This is a genomic window from Streptomyces longispororuber, from assembly GCF_024448165.1.
GTDB lineage: Bacteria > Actinomycetota > Actinomycetes > Streptomycetales > Streptomycetaceae > Streptomyces > Streptomyces longispororuber_A.
The window spans coordinates 23,957-41,152 of the sequence record NZ_JAMOLN010000033.1; the positions used below are offsets into that span (position 1 = coordinate 23,957).

20 protein-coding genes are annotated in these 17,196 nt (G+C 71.2%); 11 read left to right on the forward strand and 9 right to left on the reverse strand.

The genetic code is table 11. The features are described from left to right. Positions 1 to 37 precede the first annotated feature (37 nt). From M4J07_RS12330 to M4J07_RS12365, 8 genes are all read left to right on the forward strand, one after another. A complete protein-coding gene (locus M4J07_RS12330; protein ID WP_255970963.1) occupies positions 38 to 664 on the forward strand; it encodes a TetR/AcrR family transcriptional regulator in 627 nt (208 codons plus the stop codon). A 211-nt stretch (positions 665 to 875) separates the two neighbouring features. Next, complete coding sequence (locus M4J07_RS12335) at positions 876 to 1,178, forward strand: urease subunit gamma (RefSeq protein ID WP_255970965.1); 303 nt, start codon at positions 876 to 878, stop codon at positions 1,176 to 1,178. Between the two features lie 15 nt (positions 1,179 to 1,193). Then, positions 1,194 to 1,505: an urease subunit beta gene (locus M4J07_RS12340; RefSeq protein ID WP_255970967.1), complete on the forward strand. Its 312-nt coding sequence runs from the start codon at positions 1,194 to 1,196 to the stop codon at positions 1,503 to 1,505. After that, positions 1,498 to 3,219, forward strand: coding sequence for an urease subunit alpha (locus M4J07_RS12345; protein WP_255970968.1), 1,722 nt, complete (start codon positions 1,498 to 1,500; stop codon positions 3,217 to 3,219). The genes M4J07_RS12340 and M4J07_RS12345 overlap by 8 nt, the downstream gene beginning before the upstream one ends. A gap of 16 nt (positions 3,220 to 3,235) precedes the next feature. Next, positions 3,236 to 3,910, forward strand: a complete 675-nt coding sequence (locus tag M4J07_RS12350; RefSeq protein ID WP_255970970.1) for an urease accessory protein UreF — start codon at positions 3,236 to 3,238, stop codon at positions 3,908 to 3,910. A 60-nt stretch (positions 3,911 to 3,970) separates the two neighbouring features. Next, positions 3,971 to 4,648 carry an urease accessory protein UreG gene (gene ureG / locus M4J07_RS12355; protein WP_255970972.1) on the forward strand — a complete coding sequence of 226 codons (678 nt, stop codon included), beginning with the start codon at positions 3,971 to 3,973 and terminating at the stop codon, positions 4,646 to 4,648. Further along, on the forward strand, positions 4,612 to 5,424 hold the full coding sequence (locus M4J07_RS12360) for an urease accessory protein UreD (protein ID WP_255970974.1): 813 nt from the start codon (positions 4,612 to 4,614) through the stop codon (positions 5,422 to 5,424). The genes ureG and M4J07_RS12360 overlap by 37 nt, the downstream gene beginning before the upstream one ends. A gap of 188 nt (positions 5,425 to 5,612) precedes the next feature. Further along, positions 5,613 to 7,190, forward strand: a complete 1,578-nt coding sequence (locus M4J07_RS12365) for an alpha/beta hydrolase (protein ID WP_255970976.1) — start codon at positions 5,613 to 5,615, stop codon at positions 7,188 to 7,190. Positions 7,191 to 7,233: 43 nt separating this feature from the next. Here M4J07_RS12365 and M4J07_RS12370 read toward each other — a convergent pair whose 3' ends face one another. Both M4J07_RS12370 and M4J07_RS12375 read right to left on the reverse strand, forming a co-directional pair. Continuing rightward, positions 7,234 to 8,268 carry an NAD-dependent epimerase/dehydratase family protein gene (locus M4J07_RS12370; protein ID WP_255970978.1) on the reverse strand — a complete coding sequence of 345 codons (1,035 nt, stop codon included), beginning with the start codon at positions 8,266 to 8,268 and terminating at the stop codon, positions 7,234 to 7,236. An 87-nt stretch (positions 8,269 to 8,355) separates the two neighbouring features. Beyond that, positions 8,356 to 9,072: a lysophospholipid acyltransferase family protein gene (locus tag M4J07_RS12375; RefSeq protein WP_255970979.1), complete on the reverse strand. Its 717-nt coding sequence runs from the start codon at positions 9,070 to 9,072 to the stop codon at positions 8,356 to 8,358. 219 nt (positions 9,073 to 9,291) lie between these two features. Here M4J07_RS12375 and M4J07_RS12380 point away from each other — a divergent pair, with 219 nt between their 5' ends. Further along, positions 9,292 to 9,678 carry an SSI family serine proteinase inhibitor gene (locus tag M4J07_RS12380; protein WP_255970981.1) on the forward strand — a complete coding sequence of 129 codons (387 nt, stop codon included), beginning with the start codon at positions 9,292 to 9,294 and terminating at the stop codon, positions 9,676 to 9,678. Positions 9,679 to 9,690: 12 nt separating this feature from the next. Here the strand turns inward: M4J07_RS12380 and M4J07_RS12385 are convergent, their stop codons facing one another. From M4J07_RS12385 to M4J07_RS12405, 5 genes are all read right to left on the reverse strand, one after another. Beyond that, the gene (locus tag M4J07_RS12385) at positions 9,691 to 9,849 is read right to left on the reverse strand and encodes a hypothetical protein (RefSeq protein ID WP_188340237.1); all 159 of its coding nucleotides are present in this window, start codon (positions 9,847 to 9,849) and stop codon (positions 9,691 to 9,693) included. A 94-nt stretch (positions 9,850 to 9,943) separates the two neighbouring features. Beyond that, the gene (locus M4J07_RS12390; protein WP_255970987.1) at positions 9,944 to 10,897 is read right to left on the reverse strand and encodes a cytochrome c oxidase assembly protein; all 954 of its coding nucleotides are present in this window, start codon (positions 10,895 to 10,897) and stop codon (positions 9,944 to 9,946) included. 172 nt (positions 10,898 to 11,069) lie between these two features. After that, on the reverse strand, positions 11,070 to 12,095 hold the full coding sequence (locus M4J07_RS12395; protein ID WP_255970989.1) for a 6-phosphofructokinase: 1,026 nt from the start codon (positions 12,093 to 12,095) through the stop codon (positions 11,070 to 11,072). A gap of 159 nt (positions 12,096 to 12,254) precedes the next feature. Next, entirely contained in the window at positions 12,255 to 12,986 is a 732-nt protein-coding gene (locus M4J07_RS12400; RefSeq protein ID WP_255970991.1) for a type 1 glutamine amidotransferase, read from the reverse strand. A gap of 36 nt (positions 12,987 to 13,022) precedes the next feature. Next, complete coding sequence (locus M4J07_RS12405; RefSeq protein WP_255970993.1) at positions 13,023 to 14,261, reverse strand: MurT ligase domain-containing protein; 1,239 nt, start codon at positions 14,259 to 14,261, stop codon at positions 13,023 to 13,025. Positions 14,262 to 14,403: 142 nt separating this feature from the next. Between M4J07_RS12405 and def the strand changes: the two genes are divergently transcribed. Continuing rightward, positions 14,404 to 14,943 carry a peptide deformylase gene (gene def / locus M4J07_RS12410; RefSeq protein ID WP_255970995.1) on the forward strand — a complete coding sequence of 180 codons (540 nt, stop codon included), beginning with the start codon at positions 14,404 to 14,406 and terminating at the stop codon, positions 14,941 to 14,943. Positions 14,944 to 14,962: 19 nt separating this feature from the next. Here the strand turns inward: def and M4J07_RS12415 are convergent, their stop codons facing one another. After that, a complete protein-coding gene (locus M4J07_RS12415) occupies positions 14,963 to 15,616 on the reverse strand; it encodes a TetR family transcriptional regulator (protein ID WP_255970997.1) in 654 nt (217 codons plus the stop codon). Positions 15,617 to 15,779: 163 nt separating this feature from the next. On the opposite strand from M4J07_RS12415, the gene M4J07_RS12420 reads away from it, so the two are divergent. Beyond that, positions 15,780 to 17,006: an acyl-CoA dehydrogenase family protein gene (locus tag M4J07_RS12420; protein WP_255970999.1), complete on the forward strand. Its 1,227-nt coding sequence runs from the start codon at positions 15,780 to 15,782 to the stop codon at positions 17,004 to 17,006. 9 nt (positions 17,007 to 17,015) lie between these two features. Here the strand turns inward: M4J07_RS12420 and M4J07_RS12425 are convergent, their stop codons facing one another. Beyond that, complete coding sequence (locus M4J07_RS12425) at positions 17,016 to 17,159, reverse strand: hypothetical protein (RefSeq protein ID WP_255971001.1); 144 nt, start codon at positions 17,157 to 17,159, stop codon at positions 17,016 to 17,018. Positions 17,160 to 17,196 lie beyond the last annotated feature (37 nt).

Sequence of the window (17,196 nt, forward strand, 5' to 3'; positions counted from 1 at the left end):
CTTGTCAAGAAGGAATGTTCGTTTTATTTTGAGGACCATGGCCCGCGTATCGCAGCAGCACCTCGACGCCCGCCGCCGCCAGATCATGGACGGCGCCGCGCTCCGCTTCGCCCGGAACGGCTTCCACGCCACCTCGATGCAGGACGTCCTCAAGGAGGTGGACCTGTCCGCGGGTGCGGTCTACCGGTACTTCCGCGGCAAGGACGAGCTGATCCAGGCCATCGTCACGGAGGTGCTCGATGACGTCAGGGCGGCGTTCGAGGCCGTCGGCAAGGAGCCGTCGCCCCCGCCGCCGCACGAACTCGTGGGGACGGTGCTCGGCCAGATGCTCCGGTCGAGACCGGTGCTCCAGGTCGACGGGGTCTCCTACTTCCCCCGTCTGATGGTGCAGGTGTGGACCGAGACGCTGCGCAACGAGAGGCTCGCGACCGTGCTCCACGAGGGGTACGCCAAGGTCCGGGACGCCTGGGTCGAGATCGTGAAGGGGTACCAGGAGGCCGGGATGATGCGCGCCGACCTGGACCCGGACGCGGTCGCCCGCACGATGATCGCGGCCGTCCAGGGATTCGCGGCCCAGCAGGCGCTCTTCGGGGAACTCCCGGTCGAGACGCTCCAGGTCGGACTGCGTGGCCTGATGAGCATGGGGGATCCTGCCGGGTCTTGATCGGGTCAGCGCACGGCAATGCAGCGGTCAAGCATCGGTTAACGTCGTTGAAACTCCGCCCAACTACCCTGCGCCCCACGCCATCAGGGGTTTTTGTAGCCGGGGTGCACAAGATCATGTGCACTCGTTGTGTGTTACATCTATATCCGTCGCGGTGGCCGCGGCAGCCGGGCCCCGCACGGCCCGGGTCGAAGGACTGTGAGGTGGGACCGTGCAACTGACCCCGCACGAGCAGGAGAGACTGCTCATCCATGTGGCCGCCGACGTGGCCGAGAAGCGCCGGGCCCGGGGTCTTCGGCTCAACCACCCCGAGGCGATCGCGCTGCTCACCACGCACATCCTCGAAGGCGCGCGCGACGGCCGCACCGTCGCCGAACTCATGGCCTCCGGACGCAAGGTGCTCACCCGCGACGACGTCATGGAGGGCATCCCCGAGATGATCCACGACGTCCAGGTCGAGGCGACCTTCCCGGACGGCACCAAGCTCGTCACCGTCCACGAGCCGATCGTCTGACGGGGGAGCGACAGCATGATTCCCGGAGAGATCCTCTTCGCCGACGACCCGGTCGTGTACAACGAGGGCCGCGACGTCATACGTATGACGGTGCTCAACGCCGCCGACCGCCCCATCCAGGTCGGCTCCCACTACCACTTCGCCGAGGCCAACCCCGGCCTCGACCTCGACCGTGCCGCCGCCCGCGGCCGCCGGCTCAACATCGCCGCGGGCACCGCCGTCCGCTTCGAACCCGGCATCCCCGTCGACGTCGAACTCGTCCCCCTCGCGGGCAACCGCGTCGTCGTCGGCCTGCGCGGCGAGACCGGAGGTGCCCTCGATGCCTGAGCTGTCCCGCGCCGTCTACGCCGACCTGTTCGGCCCCACCACCGGCGACCGCGTCCGGCTCGCCGACACCGACCTGCTCGTCGAGATCGAGGAGGACCGCTCCGGCGGCCCCGGACTCTCCGGCGACGAGGCCGTGTTCGGCGGTGGCAAGGTCATCCGCGAGTCCATGGGCCAGTCCCGCGCCACGCGCGCCGAGGGCACCCCGGACACCGTCATCACCGGTGCCCTGATCCTCGACCACTGGGGCGTCGTCAAGGCCGACGTCGGCATCCGCGACGGCCGGATCACCGGCATCGGCAAGGCCGGCAACCCCGACACCATGGACGGCGTCCACCCCGACCTCGTCATCGGACCGGAGACCGAGGTCCTCGCGGGCAACGGGAAGATCCTCACCGCGGGCGGCATCGACACCCACATCCACTTCATCTCGCCGACCATCGTCGACGAGGCGCTCGCCTCCGGCGTGACCACCCTGGTGGGCGGCGGCACGGGCCCCGCCGAGGGCACCAAGGCGACCACCATCACCCCCGGCTCCTGGCACCTCGCCCGGATGTTCGCGGCGATGGAGAACAGCCCCGTCAACATCGGCTTCCTCGGCAAGGGCAACACCATGTCGAAGCCGTCCATGCGCGACCAACTGCGCGCGGGCGTCTGCGGATTCAAGATCCACGAGGACTGGGGCGCCACCCCCGCCGTGATCTCCGCCTGCCTCGACGTGTGCGAGGAGTCCGGCGCCCAGCTGGCCGTGCACACCGACACGCTGAACGAGGCCGGCTTCGTCCAGGACACCTTCGACGCCGTCGGCGGCCGCACCTTGCACGCCTTCCACGTCGAGGGCGCGGGCGGCGGCCACGCCCCCGACATGATCACCGCCGTGCAGCTGCCCAACATGCTGCCCAGCTCCACCAACCCGACCCGGCCGCACACCGTCAACACCGTCGAGGAGCACCTCGACATGCTGATGGTCTGCCACCACCTCAACCCCGCCGTCCCCGAGGACCTCGCCTTCGCCGAGTCCCGCATCCGGCCCACCACCATCGCGGCCGAGGACATCCTGCACGACATGGGCGCCATCTCGATCATGTCGTCGGACTCCCAGGCCATGGGCCGGATCGGCGAGGTCATCATGCGGACCTGGCAGACCGCCCACGTGATGAAGCGCCGCCGCGGCCTCCTGCCGGGCGACGTCCGCGCCGACAACGCCCGGGCCCGCCGCTACGTCGCCAAGTACACGATCAACGCGGCGATCGCCCAGGGCATCGAGCACGAGGTCGGCTCCGTCGAGACCGGCAAGCTCGCCGACCTGGTGCTGTGGGATCCGAAGTTCTTCGGCGTGAAACCGCAGGTCGTCCTCAAGGGCGGGCAGATCGCGTACGCGCAGATGGGCGACGCCAACGCCTCGATCCCCACCCCGCAGCCCGTCCTGCCGCGCCCCATGTTCGGTGCGTACGGGAAGGCGCCCGCCGCCAACTCCCTCAACTTCGTGACGGAGACGGCGATCGAGGACGGACTCGCGGACCGCCTCGGGCTCGACCGGGCCTTCGTGCCGATCCGGTCGACCCGCGGCCGCGGCAAGGCCGACATGGTCAACAACGACACACTGCCGCGCGTCGAGGTCGCCCCCGACTCGTTCGCGGTGACCATCGACGGCGAGCTCGTCGAACCCGCCCCCGCCGCCGAACTGCCGCTCGCCCAGCGGTACTTCCTGTTCTGATCGGCGTACGAGTCCCATGACGCGCGCAGCACTGCTCGTCCTGGCCGACGGCCGCTTCCCCGCCGGAGGGCACGCCCACTCCGGCGGGGCGGAGGCCGCGGTCAAGGCCGGGCGCATCACCGGCGCGGCCGGCCTGGAGGAGTTCTGCCGGGGCCGTCTGCACACCAGCGGCGCCGTGTCGGCCGCCCTCGCCGCCGCCGCGGCGCTCGGTGTCGACCCCGTCGCCCTCGACGGGGCGGCCGACGCCCGCACCCCTTCCGCCGCCCTGCGCGTGGCCGCGCGCAAGCTCGGGCGGCAGCTGATGCGGGCCGCCCGTACCACCTGGCCGCACCCCGAACTCGACGCCCTGGCGCGGCAGTTCCCCAAGGGGGCGCACCAGCCCGTCGTGCTCGGCCTGGCCGCCCGCGCGGCCGGGCTCGGCCCCGAGGACGCCGCGTACTGCTCCGCGTACGAAGGCGTCAGCGGACCCGCGACCGCCGTCGTGCGCCTGCTGAGCCTCGACCCGTTCGACGCGACCGGCGTGCTCGCGCGGCTCGCGCCCGAGGTCGACCTGGTCGTGCGGGACGCCGTGGACGCGGCGAGACGGGCCGTCGACCTCGGGGTCGACGCGCTGCCCGCCGGATCCGCGCCGCTGCTGGAGATCGGCGCGGAGGCGCACGCCGCCTGGCCCGTGCGGCTGTTCGCGTCCTAGGCCCGAGCCGGTCAGGACCGAGCGACACCCACACCCCAACGACACTGGAGCCGTAGAACCATGCACCTCGACCACTCCCACGACGGCCCCGCCGCCGTCTCCGCCGACGCCCACCGCCCCGACGGCACCCGCCGCGCCCTGCGCATCGGCCTCGGCGGCCCCGTCGGGTCCGGCAAGACCGCGACCGTCGCCGCGCTCTGCCGCGCCCTGCGCGACCAGCTCTCCCTCGCCGTCGTCACGAACGACATCTACACCCGCGAGGACGCCGAGTTCCTGCTCCGCGAAGCCGTCCTGCCGCCCGAGCGGATCACCGCCGTGGAGACCGGCGCCTGCCCGCACACCGCGATCCGCGACGACATCTCCGCCAACCTCGAAGCGGTGGAGGACCTGGAGGACGACCTCGGACCGCTCGACCTGATCCTTGTCGAGTCCGGCGGCGACAACCTCACCGCCACCTTCTCCAAGGGCCTCGTCGACGCACAGGTCTTTGTGATCGACGTCGCGGGCGGCGACGACATCCCGCGCAAGGGCGGCCCCGGCGTCACCACCGCCGACCTGCTCGTCGTCAACAAGACCGACCTCGCCCCGTACGTCGGCTCCGACCTCGCCCGGATGGCCGCCGACGCCAAGGAGCAGCGCGGCGATCTCCCGGTCGTGCTCCAGTCGCTGCGCTCGGAGGCCGGCGTCGGCGAGGTCGCGGCATGGGTGCGCGCGCGGCTCGCCGCGTGGACGGCGTGACGGTGACCGGAGCGCCGGCGGGCGTCCGGTCCAGCGCGCGGATCGCGGCCCGCGGCGACGGCCGGGGCGGCACCGCGCTGCCCGTCCTGGAGAGCGAGGGGTCGTTCGCGCTCCGCCGCACCCGCGCCGTGGCCGCCGCCGAAGCCCGGGTCATGCTCGTCGGCGCCATGAGCGGCCCGCTCGGCGGCGACCACTTCACCGTCGAGGCGCACGCCGACGAGGGCGCCCGCCTGCACGTCGGCTCGGTCGCCGCCACCCTCGCCCTGCCCGGACAGGCCAAGGGCGAGGCCCGCTACGACGTCCGGCTCACCGTCGCGGACGGTGCCCGACTCGACTGGCTGCCCGAGCAGTTGATCTCCGCGGGCGGCAGCGAGCTGCGCGTCACCACCCGTGCCGACCTCGCCCCGGGCGCCCGCCTCGTGCTGCGCGAGGAGCAGGTGCTCGGCCGGACGGGGGAGGAGCCGGGCAGGCTCACCAGCAGGCTGACCGTCCACCACGCCGGACGCCCGCTGCTCGACCAGGAACTCGCCTGCGGCCCCGGCGCCCCCGGCGGCTGGGACGGCCCTGCCGTACTGGCCGGACACCGGGCCCTCGGACAACTCGTCGTGGTCCGGCCGGAGTTCGGCACCGACCGGCCGGCCGCCGCCGTCCTCGACGAGGCCGGGACCGCCGCGCTCACGCCCCTCGCGGGCCCCGCCGTGCTGGTCACGGCGGTCGCCCCGGACGCGCTCCGGCTGCGCCGGACGCTCGACGCGGCGCTGCTCCGACTGGCCTGACCGCTCACCGGGACGAGTTATACCGTTTATCGGATTGGTAAAGAACGTCTGTCATCTCTGTTGTCAGGGACCCCCCACAGGACAGGATCCGCGTACCGATCGTCAACACGATCGAAGTAACGCTCGAATCGACGTGCGGGAGGCCTCACTTGAGACGGACTCGACAGACGAGTCGCGGCAGCCGGAAGGTGGTGATCGGTTCCGCGGGCGCGTTCGCCGCGGCGGCGCTGATAGCGGGAGCGGTCGCCGCCCCCGCCGCCAACGCCGAGCCGCAGAAGAACGGCAGCAGCACCCAGAACCGTGAGGCCAGGGGTGCGGCCGTCGCCGCGGCCAAGGCGGCCAAGGCGGGCATCGACTGGAAGGACTGCCCCGCGGACTGGGGCCTCGCCAAGCCCATCCAGTGCGGCTGGGTCACCGTGCCGCTGGACTACGCGAAGCCGTACGGCAAGCAGATCAAGCTCGCCGTCGACCGCATCGGCAACACCGGCACCAAGGACGAGCGCCAGGGCGCCCTCGTCTACAACCCGGGCGGCCCCGGCGGTTCCGGCATGCGCTTCCCGACCCGGGTGACCGGGAAGAACCCGCTGTGGGCGAAGACCTCGAAGGCGTACGACTTCGTCGGCTTCGACCCGCGCGGCGTCGGCCACTCCGCGCCGATCTCCTGCATCGACCCGCAGGAGTTCGTCAAGGCGCCCAAGGCCGACCCGGTCCCCGACACCGAGGCGGACAAGCTCGCCCAGCGCAAGCTCGCCAAGGAGTACGCGGACGGCTGCTACGAGCGCAGCGGCGAGATGCTGCCGCAGATGACGACGCCGAACACGGCACGTGACCTCGACGTCATCCGCGCCGCCCTCGGCGAGAAGAAGCTCAACTACCTGGGCGTCTCCTACGGCACCTACCTGGGCGCCGTCTACGGCACGCTGTTCCCGGGCCACGTCCGCCGCATGATCGTGGACAGTGTCGTCAACCCGGCGAAGGACAACATCTGGTACCAGGCCAACCTGAACCAGGACATCGCCTTCGAGGGCCGCTGGAAGGACTGGCAGGACTGGGTCGCCAAGAACGACGCGACCTTCCACCTCGGTGACACCCGTGCCAAGGTCCAGCAGCAGTGGGAGACCCTGCGTGCCGCCGCGAAGAAGAGCCCCATCGGCGGGGTCGTCGGCCCGGCCGAGCTGATCTCCTTCTTCCAGAGCGCGCCGTACTACGACTCCGCGTGGGTGCCCACCGCCCAGGTGTGGAGCGACTACGTCGCCGGCGACACCCAGGCGCTCGTCGACGCCGCCTCCCCCGACATGTCGGACACCGCGGGCAACGCGTCCTCGGAGAACGGCAACGCGGTCTACACCGCGGTCGAGTGCGCCGACGCCAAGTGGCCCACCAGCTGGTCGAAGTGGGACAAGGACAACACCGAGCTCCACAAGAAGTACCCGTTCATGACGTGGGCCAACGCATGGATGAACCTGCCGTGCGCCACGTGGAAGACCAAGCAGCAGACGCCGGTCGACGTGAAGACCGGCAAGGGCCTGCCGTCGGTCCTCATCGTGCAGTCCACGCGTGACGCCGCCACCCCGTACGAGGGCGCCGTCGAGCTGCACAAGCGCTTCAAGGGCTCCCGTCTGATCACCGAGAAGGACGCGGGCTCGCACGGTGTCACCGGTCTGACCAACCCCTGCATCAACGACCGGGTCGACACGTACCTGCTCACGGGCAAGGTCGACAGCAAGGACGTGACGTGCGCTCCGCACGCCACGCCCAAGCCGTGACCTCCGCTCCCTGAGCACGAGCCGGGCCCTCATCGGGCCCGGCTCACCTCTGTGCGGCGAGCCAGGCGTCCTCCGCCGCGTAGTCGAAGAGCCCGGTCGTGTACGACGCGACCATCTTCGGGAAGCCGTCCACCCAGTCCTCCTCCCGCAGCCGCCCGGCCAGCCAGTCGACCGTCTCCGGCAGCGCGTCGGCGTACGTGGTCACCGGCTTGTACCCCAGCTCCCGCTCCGCGGCGGACATGTCGAAGAGGAAGGGGTGCGGCAGCGACCACGGGGTGTCCCCGACGGTCGGGACCGGCGGCGGCCCGTCCACGAGCACCGTCTCCGTCTCCACCCCCATCAGGGCGTCGATCATCGTGCCGATCTCTGCGACGGTGGGGCAGTCCGGGTCGGCGCCGTTCAGCACCCGCGAACCCGGTCGCGCCGCGGCCAGCCGGACCAGCTCCGCCAGGTTGGCGACGCTCGCCGGGTTGAAGCGGCTCTCGCCGTTGTAGGCGAGCACGCGCGTGCGGCGGCCGTCCAGGTTCCGCTTCACGAAATACAGCTCGCGCGGCGTGCGGCAGTACCTCCCGTGCACCGCGGACGCCCGCACCAGCGTCGTGGGCAGCGTCTCGCCCAGCGCCAGCAGGTCCTGTTCCAGCTGGATCTTGCGCGTCCCGTACGTCGTGTCGCCCGGCCCCACCGTCCGGTGCGTCTCCGCCACCGGACCCGGGTACCGAGGCCAGCCGTCCGGCTCGCCCTGCGTGTCGAAACTGCGGCCCTGCTCGTCCTCGTAGACCGCGCCGCTGGAGATCACGACCGCCGAACCCATCCGGTCGGCGAGCTTCGTGAGCTGCTGCCCGTGCGCTCTGGTGAACGCCACCATGTCGACGACCAGGTCGACCCCGTCACCGACCAGGGTCGCGAGCGCCGCGTCGTCCTCCCGGTCGAGCCGCGCCGTGCGCACCTCGTCGGACCAGCCCGCGTCCCGCCGGCCACCGAGCGAGGCCGCGGTCACCTCCCAGCCGTCCTCCGCCAGGGCGCGCACCGACGCCCGCCCGATCTGTCCTGCCGCACCGATCACCAAAGCCGTCTTCATGCCCGGACGGTACGTCGGTCCCCGGCCGCTGCCCACCGGATTCTGCTCAGCGCAGAGCCCGGAACCCCGCCGGTCGCGGACGGCGCCTCAGCTCAGCGGCATCCGGGGGAACCGCCGCGCCTTCGCCTCCTCGGCCTCCGCCTTCACGAGGGCCGCGTACTTGTCGACGTACTCCTGCCCGGACAGCTCCAGGATCGCGTACATGATCTCGTCCGTCACGGCCCGCAGGATCGCCTTCTCGTCGTCCATCCCCGCGTACCGCGAGAAGTCCATCGCCTTGCCGAACCGGATCGTCACCCGGCGCATGCTGGGGATCTTCTGACCCGGCGGCTGCGCCTCGAACGTGCCGATCATCGCGCACGGGACCACCGGCACCTGCGCCTTCAGGGTCATCGCCGCGACCCCGACCTTGCCCTTGTAGAGGCGACCGTCGTGCGAGCGGGTGCCCTCCGGGTAGATGCCGAGCAGCTCGCCCCTGCGCAGCACGCCGAGCCCCTCGCGGATCGCGGCCTGCCCCGCCTCCTTGCCCGACCGGTCGACCGGGATCTGGCCCGCGCTGCGGAAGAAGGCCGCCGTCAGACGTCCCTTGACGCCCGGACCGGTGAAGTACTCCGCCTTGGCGAGGAACGTGATCCGCCGCTTGATGATGGCCGGCATGAGGAAGTGGTCCGAGAACGACAGGTGATTGCCCGCGACGATCGCGGCGCCGGACTCGGGGATGTGCTCAAGGCCCTCGATCCGCGGCCGGAACATCAGCCGCAGCAGCGGCCCGAGGATCACGTACTTGAGCAGTCGGTAGAACATTGCCGTCGCCTTCCCCCATGAAGTCTGTGAACCGAGTCAATGCGAAGTTCTCGGTCCGTGGACCCGGTGCGTGCGTGCGCACAGTAGTCAATCGCCCGGCCCGGCGCGAGAGCCCGATCGGGCCTTGTCCGGCGCCCGGTCGGCGCGTCCGCTTGGCAAGGCCGGACACGGGCGGTGCGCTGTTGCCACCCTGACGTCCCAGCCCCGGAGGCCCTCCGCATGCGTCCCCTCCACGTCGCCGCAGCCGCGCTCCTGTCCCTCGCCGCGGCCGCCCCCGCCCAGGCCGCCACCGAGCCCGCACCGCCCCGCGGCCTGTTCCTCACCGTGTCCGGCGACGACAACACCTGGATCCGAGGGGTGCTGCTGCGCTGCGAGCCCGAGCCCGCGGGCCACCACCCGTACGCCGCCGAGGCGTGCGCCGCGCTCGACGAGGCGGGCGGCGACCTCGACGAGCTGCGGGGAGAGCCGCGGACGTGCACCAAGGAGTTCAACCCGGTCACCGTCTCGGCCACGGGCACGCACCGCGGCAGGATGACCGGCTGGCACAGGACGTTCCCGAACGCCTGCGCCCTGGACGCCGCGACCGGCCACGTCTTCCGGTTCTGAGCCCGGCAGGCGTCACGCGCTGCGCGACGCCACCATCGCCACGGTGATCAGACCGAGCACGACCCAGCCGAACCACAGCCAGCCGTTGCTCCCGAGCGCCACCGTGTAGGCGGTCACGGCCACCAGACCGCCGACGGTGAACGCACCCATCGTCTTCGTGGATCCGGGCATCACACACCCTCCTCCCGGCAGCCGGACGGCGTACGGTGTGCGGCGCCCGAGCCGCGGCCAGAAGGCCATAGTCACCCGTGATCGGGCGGCGGCGCTACTGTCCGCGCGCGTTCAGGGAGGCCAGATAGGCGTTGTAAGCCGCCAGCTCCTGGTCGCCGTCCCGGTCCGCGGCGCGGTCCTTGCGGCGCGCCTGCCGGTCGTCCGACTTCTTCCACTGGAAGAGCAGGGCCAGCAGCACCAGCACCGACGGCACCTCACTGAACGCCCACGCGATGCCGCCGGCCGCCGTCTGGTCGGCCATCGGATCGATGCCCAGGGAGGCCGGCGGGTTCTCGAACGTCCCGACCATCGTGGTGCTCGCCATCATCAGGGCGATGCCGAAGAACGCGTGGAACGGCATGCCCGCGAACAGCTCCAGCATGCGCATCACGTAGCCGGGGCGGTGCGGACCCGGGTCGACGCCCATGATGGGCCAGAAGAACACCAGACCCACGGCCAGGAAGTGCACCATCATCCCGATGTGCCCGACCTTCGATCCCATGAGGAAGTCGAACAGCGGCGTGAAGTACAGCGCGTACAGGCTCGCGATGAACAGCGGGATCGTGAACGCCGGGTGCGTGATGATCCGCATGTAGCGGCTGTGCAGCAGCATCAGGAGCAGCTCGCGCGGCCCCTTGCGGCCCCGCTGCGCCGACACCGGCAACGCGCGCAGCGCCAGCGTGATGGGCGCGCCCATGAGCAGCAGGATCGGCGACAGCATGCTGATGATCATGTGCTGCACCATGTGCACGCTGAACATGACCATTCCGTAGTCGTTCAGCTTGGTGCACATCACCAGGCCGATGCTGAGCACGCCCACGACGAACGAGATCGTCCGGGCCACCGGCCACGCGTCACCGCGCCGCGCGAGCCGCACGACACCCCATCCGTACAGGGCCAGCGCGAGGAGGCAGCCGACAAGGAAGAAGGGGTCGGCCGACCAGCCCAGGCCACGCCCCAGCGTGAACGGCGGCAGATCCATGTTCATGCCGTGCCCGCTGTGATCCATCCGCCGGCTCCTGTTGCTCGTTTCGTACGGATTGTGCGCCACCAGAGTAGAACTGCCCCCGGCCGCGCTTTCGGCCGGGGGCAGTTCTCCACAAAGAGAAACTAAAAAGTGGTGGGGCTCCACCGCGTGACGAGAGTCAGACGCGTGCTGAGGGTCGGACGCGTGCCGAGGGTCAGAGCACGCACTCCGCTTCGGCGTACCGCTCCTCGGGCACCGTCTTCAGGGTCTCGACGGCCTCGGCGAGCGACACCATCACGATGTCGGTGCCGCGCAGCGCCGTCATCCGGCCGAACTCGCCGCGGTGCACGGCCTCCACGGCGTGCCAGCCGAACCGCGTCGCGAGCACCCGGTCGTACGCCGTCGGCGTCCCGCCGCGCTGCACGTGACCCAGGATCACCGGCCGGGCCTCCTTGCCGAGCCGCTGCTCCAGCTCGATGGAGAGCTGCCGCGCGATCCCGGCGAACCGCTCGTGGCCGTAGACGTCCTTGCCGCCCTCGTCGAACTCCATCGACCCGGCAAGGGGCTTGGCGCCCTCGGCGGCGACGACGATCGCGAACTTCTTGCCCGCCGCGAACCGCTCGCCGACCTTCGCGGCCAGCTCCTCGATGGCGAAGGGACGCTCAGGGACGACGATGGCGTGCGCACCCGCGGCCATGCCCGAGTGCAGCGCGATCCAGCCGGTGTGCCGGCCCATGACCTCGACGATCAGGACGCGCTGGTGGGACTCGGCGGTGGTCTTCAGCCGGTCGAGGGCCTCGGTCGCCACGCCCACGGCGGTGTCGAAGCCGAACGTCACGTCCGTGACGGCGATGTCGTTGTCGATCGTCTTCGGGACGCCGACGATCGGCAGCCCGTTGTCGGACAGCAGACGGGCCGCCTTGAGCGTGCCCTCACCGCCGATCGGGATGATCGCGTCGAGACCGAGATCGGCGACGTGCCCCCTGGCCCGCTCGACACCGTCCCGGAGATGTGCGGGCTGCACGCGCGAGGAGCCGAGGATGGTTCCGCCGCGGGCGAGGATGCCGCTCACCGCGTCCAGGTCCAGCTTGCGGTAGTCGCACTCGAGCAGGCCCTTCCACCCGTCGTGGAAGCCGATGACCTCGTCGCCGTGGTCGACGACTGCACGGTGCACGACTGAACGGATCACGGCATTGAGACCGGGACAGTCGCCGCCGGAGGTGAGGACACCAATACGCATAAGCCCGGAATACCTTTGCAAACGTGGGCCGATGACCGGACCACGTCGTCCGGCTGGATCCCCCGTACCCTATCGGCGCACAGGGGCCCTCCCGTAAGGGCCGTCCGCCAGCTGGACACTCCCGCTCATATGGGCGCGGGAGCGCCCCGAAGGGGGACCTCAGGCGGGCTGCGCCGTAGCAGCAGCAATCCGCTCGTTGCGCAGCGCCTCGTACCACCGGTCGTCCACCGGCGGCATCGCGTTCACGTCGAGCGCCAGCTTCAGCAGCAGGTCGGCGATCAGCGGGTTGCGCGCCAGCACGGGCCCGTGCATGTACGTGCCGAACACCGTGTCGTTGAAGGCGCCTTCGGTGCCGTCCCCCGTCCCGTTGCCCTTGCCGAGTCGGGTGCGGGCGAACGGGCGGGCCGACGGGCCCAGGTGCGTGACGCCCTGGTGGTTCTCGAACCCGGTCAGCGGCGGCAGCCCCAACTGCGGGTCGATGTCGGCCAGTACGTCACCGACGCACCGCTCGCCCTCGCCGCGTGTGGAGACCACGTCGAGCAGCCCGAGGCCGGGCTCGCGCTCGCCGAGGTCGTTGATGAACTCGTGGCCGAGGATCTGGTACCCGGCGCACACGGAGAACACGATCGCGCCGTTGCCGACGGCGCGCTGCAGGCCGCCGTCCCGGCGCAGCCGCTCCGCCGCGAGCCGCTGGGGCCGGTCCTCGCCGCCGCCGATCAGGTAGATGTCGCCGGACGTGGGCACCGGCTGGTCGCTGCGCACGTCGTAGCGCTCGACCTGGAGGCGGCGCTGGCGGGCACGGCGCTCCACCACCAGAGCGTTGCCCTGGTCGCCGTAGGTGCTCAGCAGGTCGGGGTAGACCCACACCAGACGCAGGCTGCTGTCACTCATGCTCATGATCCTTAGCTCGTTCTCGTCTGGATCGGGTCAGTTGCCCACGCGGCGGCGGACGTCCTGGAAGGCCGTGTAGTTGGCGATCAGCTCGATCCGCCCGGGCGGGGAGACCTGCACCGCCTCGTCGATCGACTCGCAGACGCGGAACTCCAGGCCCGCGACCTCCAGCCGTACCGCGAGGTCGAGCTTGCGGTCGCCGATCACGCAGATCGGGTGCCCGGCGAGCCGGGTGTAGTCGACGTCCCACAGCCAGGAGGTGTCGGTGCCGTCGGCACCCCGCGCGTTCACCGAAAGGATCACCGGCGTCGGCGGCGGGTCGATCAGAGTGAACGTTTCGAGCCAGCCCGCCGGGTTCTTCGCGAGCAGCAGCCGCACGTCCCGGTTCAGGAACTGCACGACGTCGTAACGGCCGGCCACCGCCTGCACCTGGTACATGCGCTCCAGGGCGACCTGCGGCGGCACGCCGAAGCAGGCGGCGACGGCGGCGGAGGTCGCCGCGTTCGCCTTGTTGGCACGGCCCGGGAGCTGGAGGTGGATCGGCCAGGCGGCGCCGTGCGGGTCGAGCACGTAGTCGCCCTGCAGCGCCCAGCTCGCGGTCGGGCGGCGGAAGCCGCACTCGCCGCAGAACCAGTCGTCGCCGGGGCGCTGCATCACGCCGCCGCACGCCGGGCAGGACCAGGCGTCGTCCTTCCACTCCTGGCCGGCGGCGACCCACACCACGTTCGGCGAGGAGGAGGCCGCCCACACCACCAGCGGGTCGTCCGCGTTCGCGATCACGATGGCCTTCGAGCCGGCGAGGCCCTCGCGCCACTTCTCCGCGAGCATGCGGGTCTCGGCGGCGCGGTCGAGCTGGTCGCGCGAGAGGTTGAGCAGCGCGATCGCCTTGGGGGACGTGTCACGGGCGACGCCCGCGAGGTACTTCTCGTCGACCTCGATGACACCGAACCGGGAGTCCGAGCCGCCCGCGAGGGCGGAGGTGATTCCGGCGGGCATGTTCGCGCCCAGCGCGTTCGACACGACGGGGCCGCTGGCGCGCAGGGCCTCGGCGATCAGCCGCGTGGTCGTCGTCTTGCCGTTCGTCGCCGAGACGAGCACGACGTCCAGGTGCTGGGCGAGCCGTCCGAGCAGCTCGGGGTCGAGCTTGAGCGCGACCTTGCCGCCGATCACCGACCCGCTGCCGCGGCCCGCCGCCCGCGACACCGCGGCCGCGGCCTTGCCGGCCGTGACGGCCAGCTTGGCCCGCGGAGTCATCGACTCCGAGTTGCCTGACATCTTCTTGGGTCCTCCTTGCGTACGGCGCCGCGCCTGCCCCCGGCATCGCTTTCCGGCCTCAGCCTATCGAGATCCTCTGACAAGCCCGAACTGCGGCACCACCAGCGGATCGGGGCACTGTACGGACCGTACCCTTACGGCCATGCGACACGGCTCGATCCCGGGCGCCTCAGGGCGCGTACGACCCCTGACCCTGCTCGGCGAAGCCGTGCTGCACCAACCCTGTGCGCAGGTCACGGACTTCGGTCCGTCGCTCGCGCGCCTCGTGGAGGACATGTTCGCGACGATGTACGCGGCCCAGGGCGTCGGTCTCGCCGCGAACCAGGTCGGGGAGTCCCTGCGGGTCTTCGTCTACGACTGCGAGGACGACGAGGACGTCCGGCACGTGGGCCACGTCGTGAACCCGCGGCTGGTCGAGGCGGACGGCGTCGTGATCCGTGGGCCCGAGGGCTGCTTGTCGCTGCCAGGGCTGGAGGCGGGCACGCCGCGCTTCGACCACGCGCGCGTGGAGGGCCAGGACGTGCACGGCGACCCGGTGACGATCCACGGCACGGGCTGGTTCGCGCGCTGCCTGCAGCACGAGTGCGACCACCTGGAGGGCCGCACGTACACGGACCGGGTCACGGGGTGGCGGCGTCGGCGGGTGCTGCGCCAGGCGGCGCGGGCGCCCTGGGGCCGGTAGGGGCGGCGGAGGGGGTCCCTCAGAAGCCGGGGCCGCCCACCTTGTCGCCCGCGGCGGCGAGACGCCCCCACAGCAGGTCGGCGAGACCCCGCACCAACTCGGGACGGGTGCAGGGCCGTTCCCCGAGCCACCAGTCGCCCGCGGCGTGCATCATACCGACGATCCCGTGGCCCCACACCCGTGCGAGCTGCTGGCTCCCGGGGCCGAGGTCGACGCGCTCCTCGATGACCTCGGCCAGTTCCTCGCCCATCCGCCGCAGCAGCGGGGCCGAGTGGCGGCCGACGTCGAACCCGGAGTCGCCGGGCGAGCCCTCCGCCGGATGCATCAGGAACCGGTAGACCTGCGGCCTGGCCTCGATCGCCGCGAGGTAGGTGTCCAGCGTGGCCTCGACCCGCTCGCGGCGCTCCGCCGGGGCGTCGAGCGCGGCGCGCAGGGAGGCGAGCAGGGCGTCCGTGTGGCGGGTGGCGAGGGCCGCGTACAGTCCGCCCTTGTCGCCGAAGTGCCGGTAGAGGATCGGCTTGGTGATGCCGGCCTCGGCCGCGATGGCGTTCATCGAGGCGCCCGGGCCGTCCCGGAGCACCACGCGGTCGGCCGCCTCGAGCAGCTCACGTCGTCGGCGCTCGGCGGCGGACTGCTGCTCCGCGCGCTGATCGGTCCGCTGTGTGGTCTCCATGAGGATCTCCCCGCCCGTGCGATGGCTTGACGCACGCGAAAGGTAACACCCGACGGCTGTGCGGTATCGAACGCGTACTCGGAGGTTGACAGAGGCTACTGACCAGTAACAGACTCTCGTTACCGCAAGTAACATATGCAGTGTACGCAGCCCTGGAGGGGTCATGGCCGAGTTCACGATGGATCTCAACGACGAGCAGAAGGAAGTCCGTGACTGGCTTCACGGCTTCGCCGCCGATGTGATCCGCCCCGCGGCCGCCGAGTGGGACGAGCGCGAGGAGACCCCGTGGCCGGTCATCCAGGAGGCCGCCAAGCTCGGAATCTACTCCCTCGACTTCTATGCGCAGCAGTTCTTCGACCCTTCCGGTCTCGGCATTCCCATGGCCATGGAGGAGCTCTTCTGGGGTGACGCGGGCATCGCGCTGTCGATCGTCGGCACCGGTCTGGCCGCGGTCGGCGTCCTCGCCAACGGGACCGAGGAGCAGATCGGCACCTGGATCCCGCAGATGTACGGCGACGTGAACGACGTGAAGGTGGCCGCTTTCTGCTCCTCGGAGCCGGACGCGGGATCCGACGTCGCCGCCATGCGCACGCGTGCCGTCTACGACGAGGCCAAGGACGAGTGGGTCCTGAACGGCACCAAGACCTGGGCGACGAACGGCGGCATCGCCAACGTCCACGTGGTGGTCGCTTCCGTGGACCCCGAGCTCGGCTCCAAGGGCCACGCCTCCTTCATCGTGCCGCCGAGCACCCCGGGCCTGTCCCAGGGCCAGAAGTTCAAGAAGCACGGCATCCGCGCCTCGCACACCGCCGAGGTCGTCCTCGAGGACGTGCGGGTGCCCGGCTCCTGCCTGCTCGGCGGCAAGGACAAGCTCGACGAGCGCATCGCCCGCGCGCGTGAGAAGGCCGCCAAGGGCGGCGAGCGCGTGAAGAACGCCGCCATGGCGACCTTCGAGGCGTCCCGCCCGGCCGTCGGCGCGATGGCGGTGGGCACGGCCCGCGCCGCGTACGAGGAGGCCCTGGAGTACGCGAAGACGCGCGAGCAGTTCGGCCGCCCGATCATCGACAACCAGGGCGTGGCCTTCCAGCTGGCCGACATGCGCACCCAGATCGACGCCGCCCGCCTCCTGGTGTGGCGCGCCTCCTGGATGGCGACCACCGGCAAGAAGTTCGAGAACGCCGAGGGCTCCATGTCCAAGCTGTTCGCGAGCGAGACCGCCAAGAAGGTCACCGCCCAGGCGATCCAGATCCTGGGCGGCAACGGCTACACGCGGGAGTACCCCGTGGAGCGCATGCACCGCGACGCGGCGATCTACACGATCTTCGAGGGCACGAGCGAGATCCAGCGACTGGTCATCGCCCGCACCCTCTCGGGCATGCCGATCCGCTAGCCGTGGGCCTCAGCAGTCGACCAGGGCCCCGCACGAGACGTTCACCGTCGCGGACGTCATCGTGCGGGCCTGGTCCGAGGCCACGAACGCGGCGACGTCGCCCACCTCGGCGAGCGTCGCCGCGCGGCCGAGAAGCGTCGGCTCCGTGAGCATCCCGGTGAGCTCCTTGCGGCCTTCGAAGTCCGGGGAA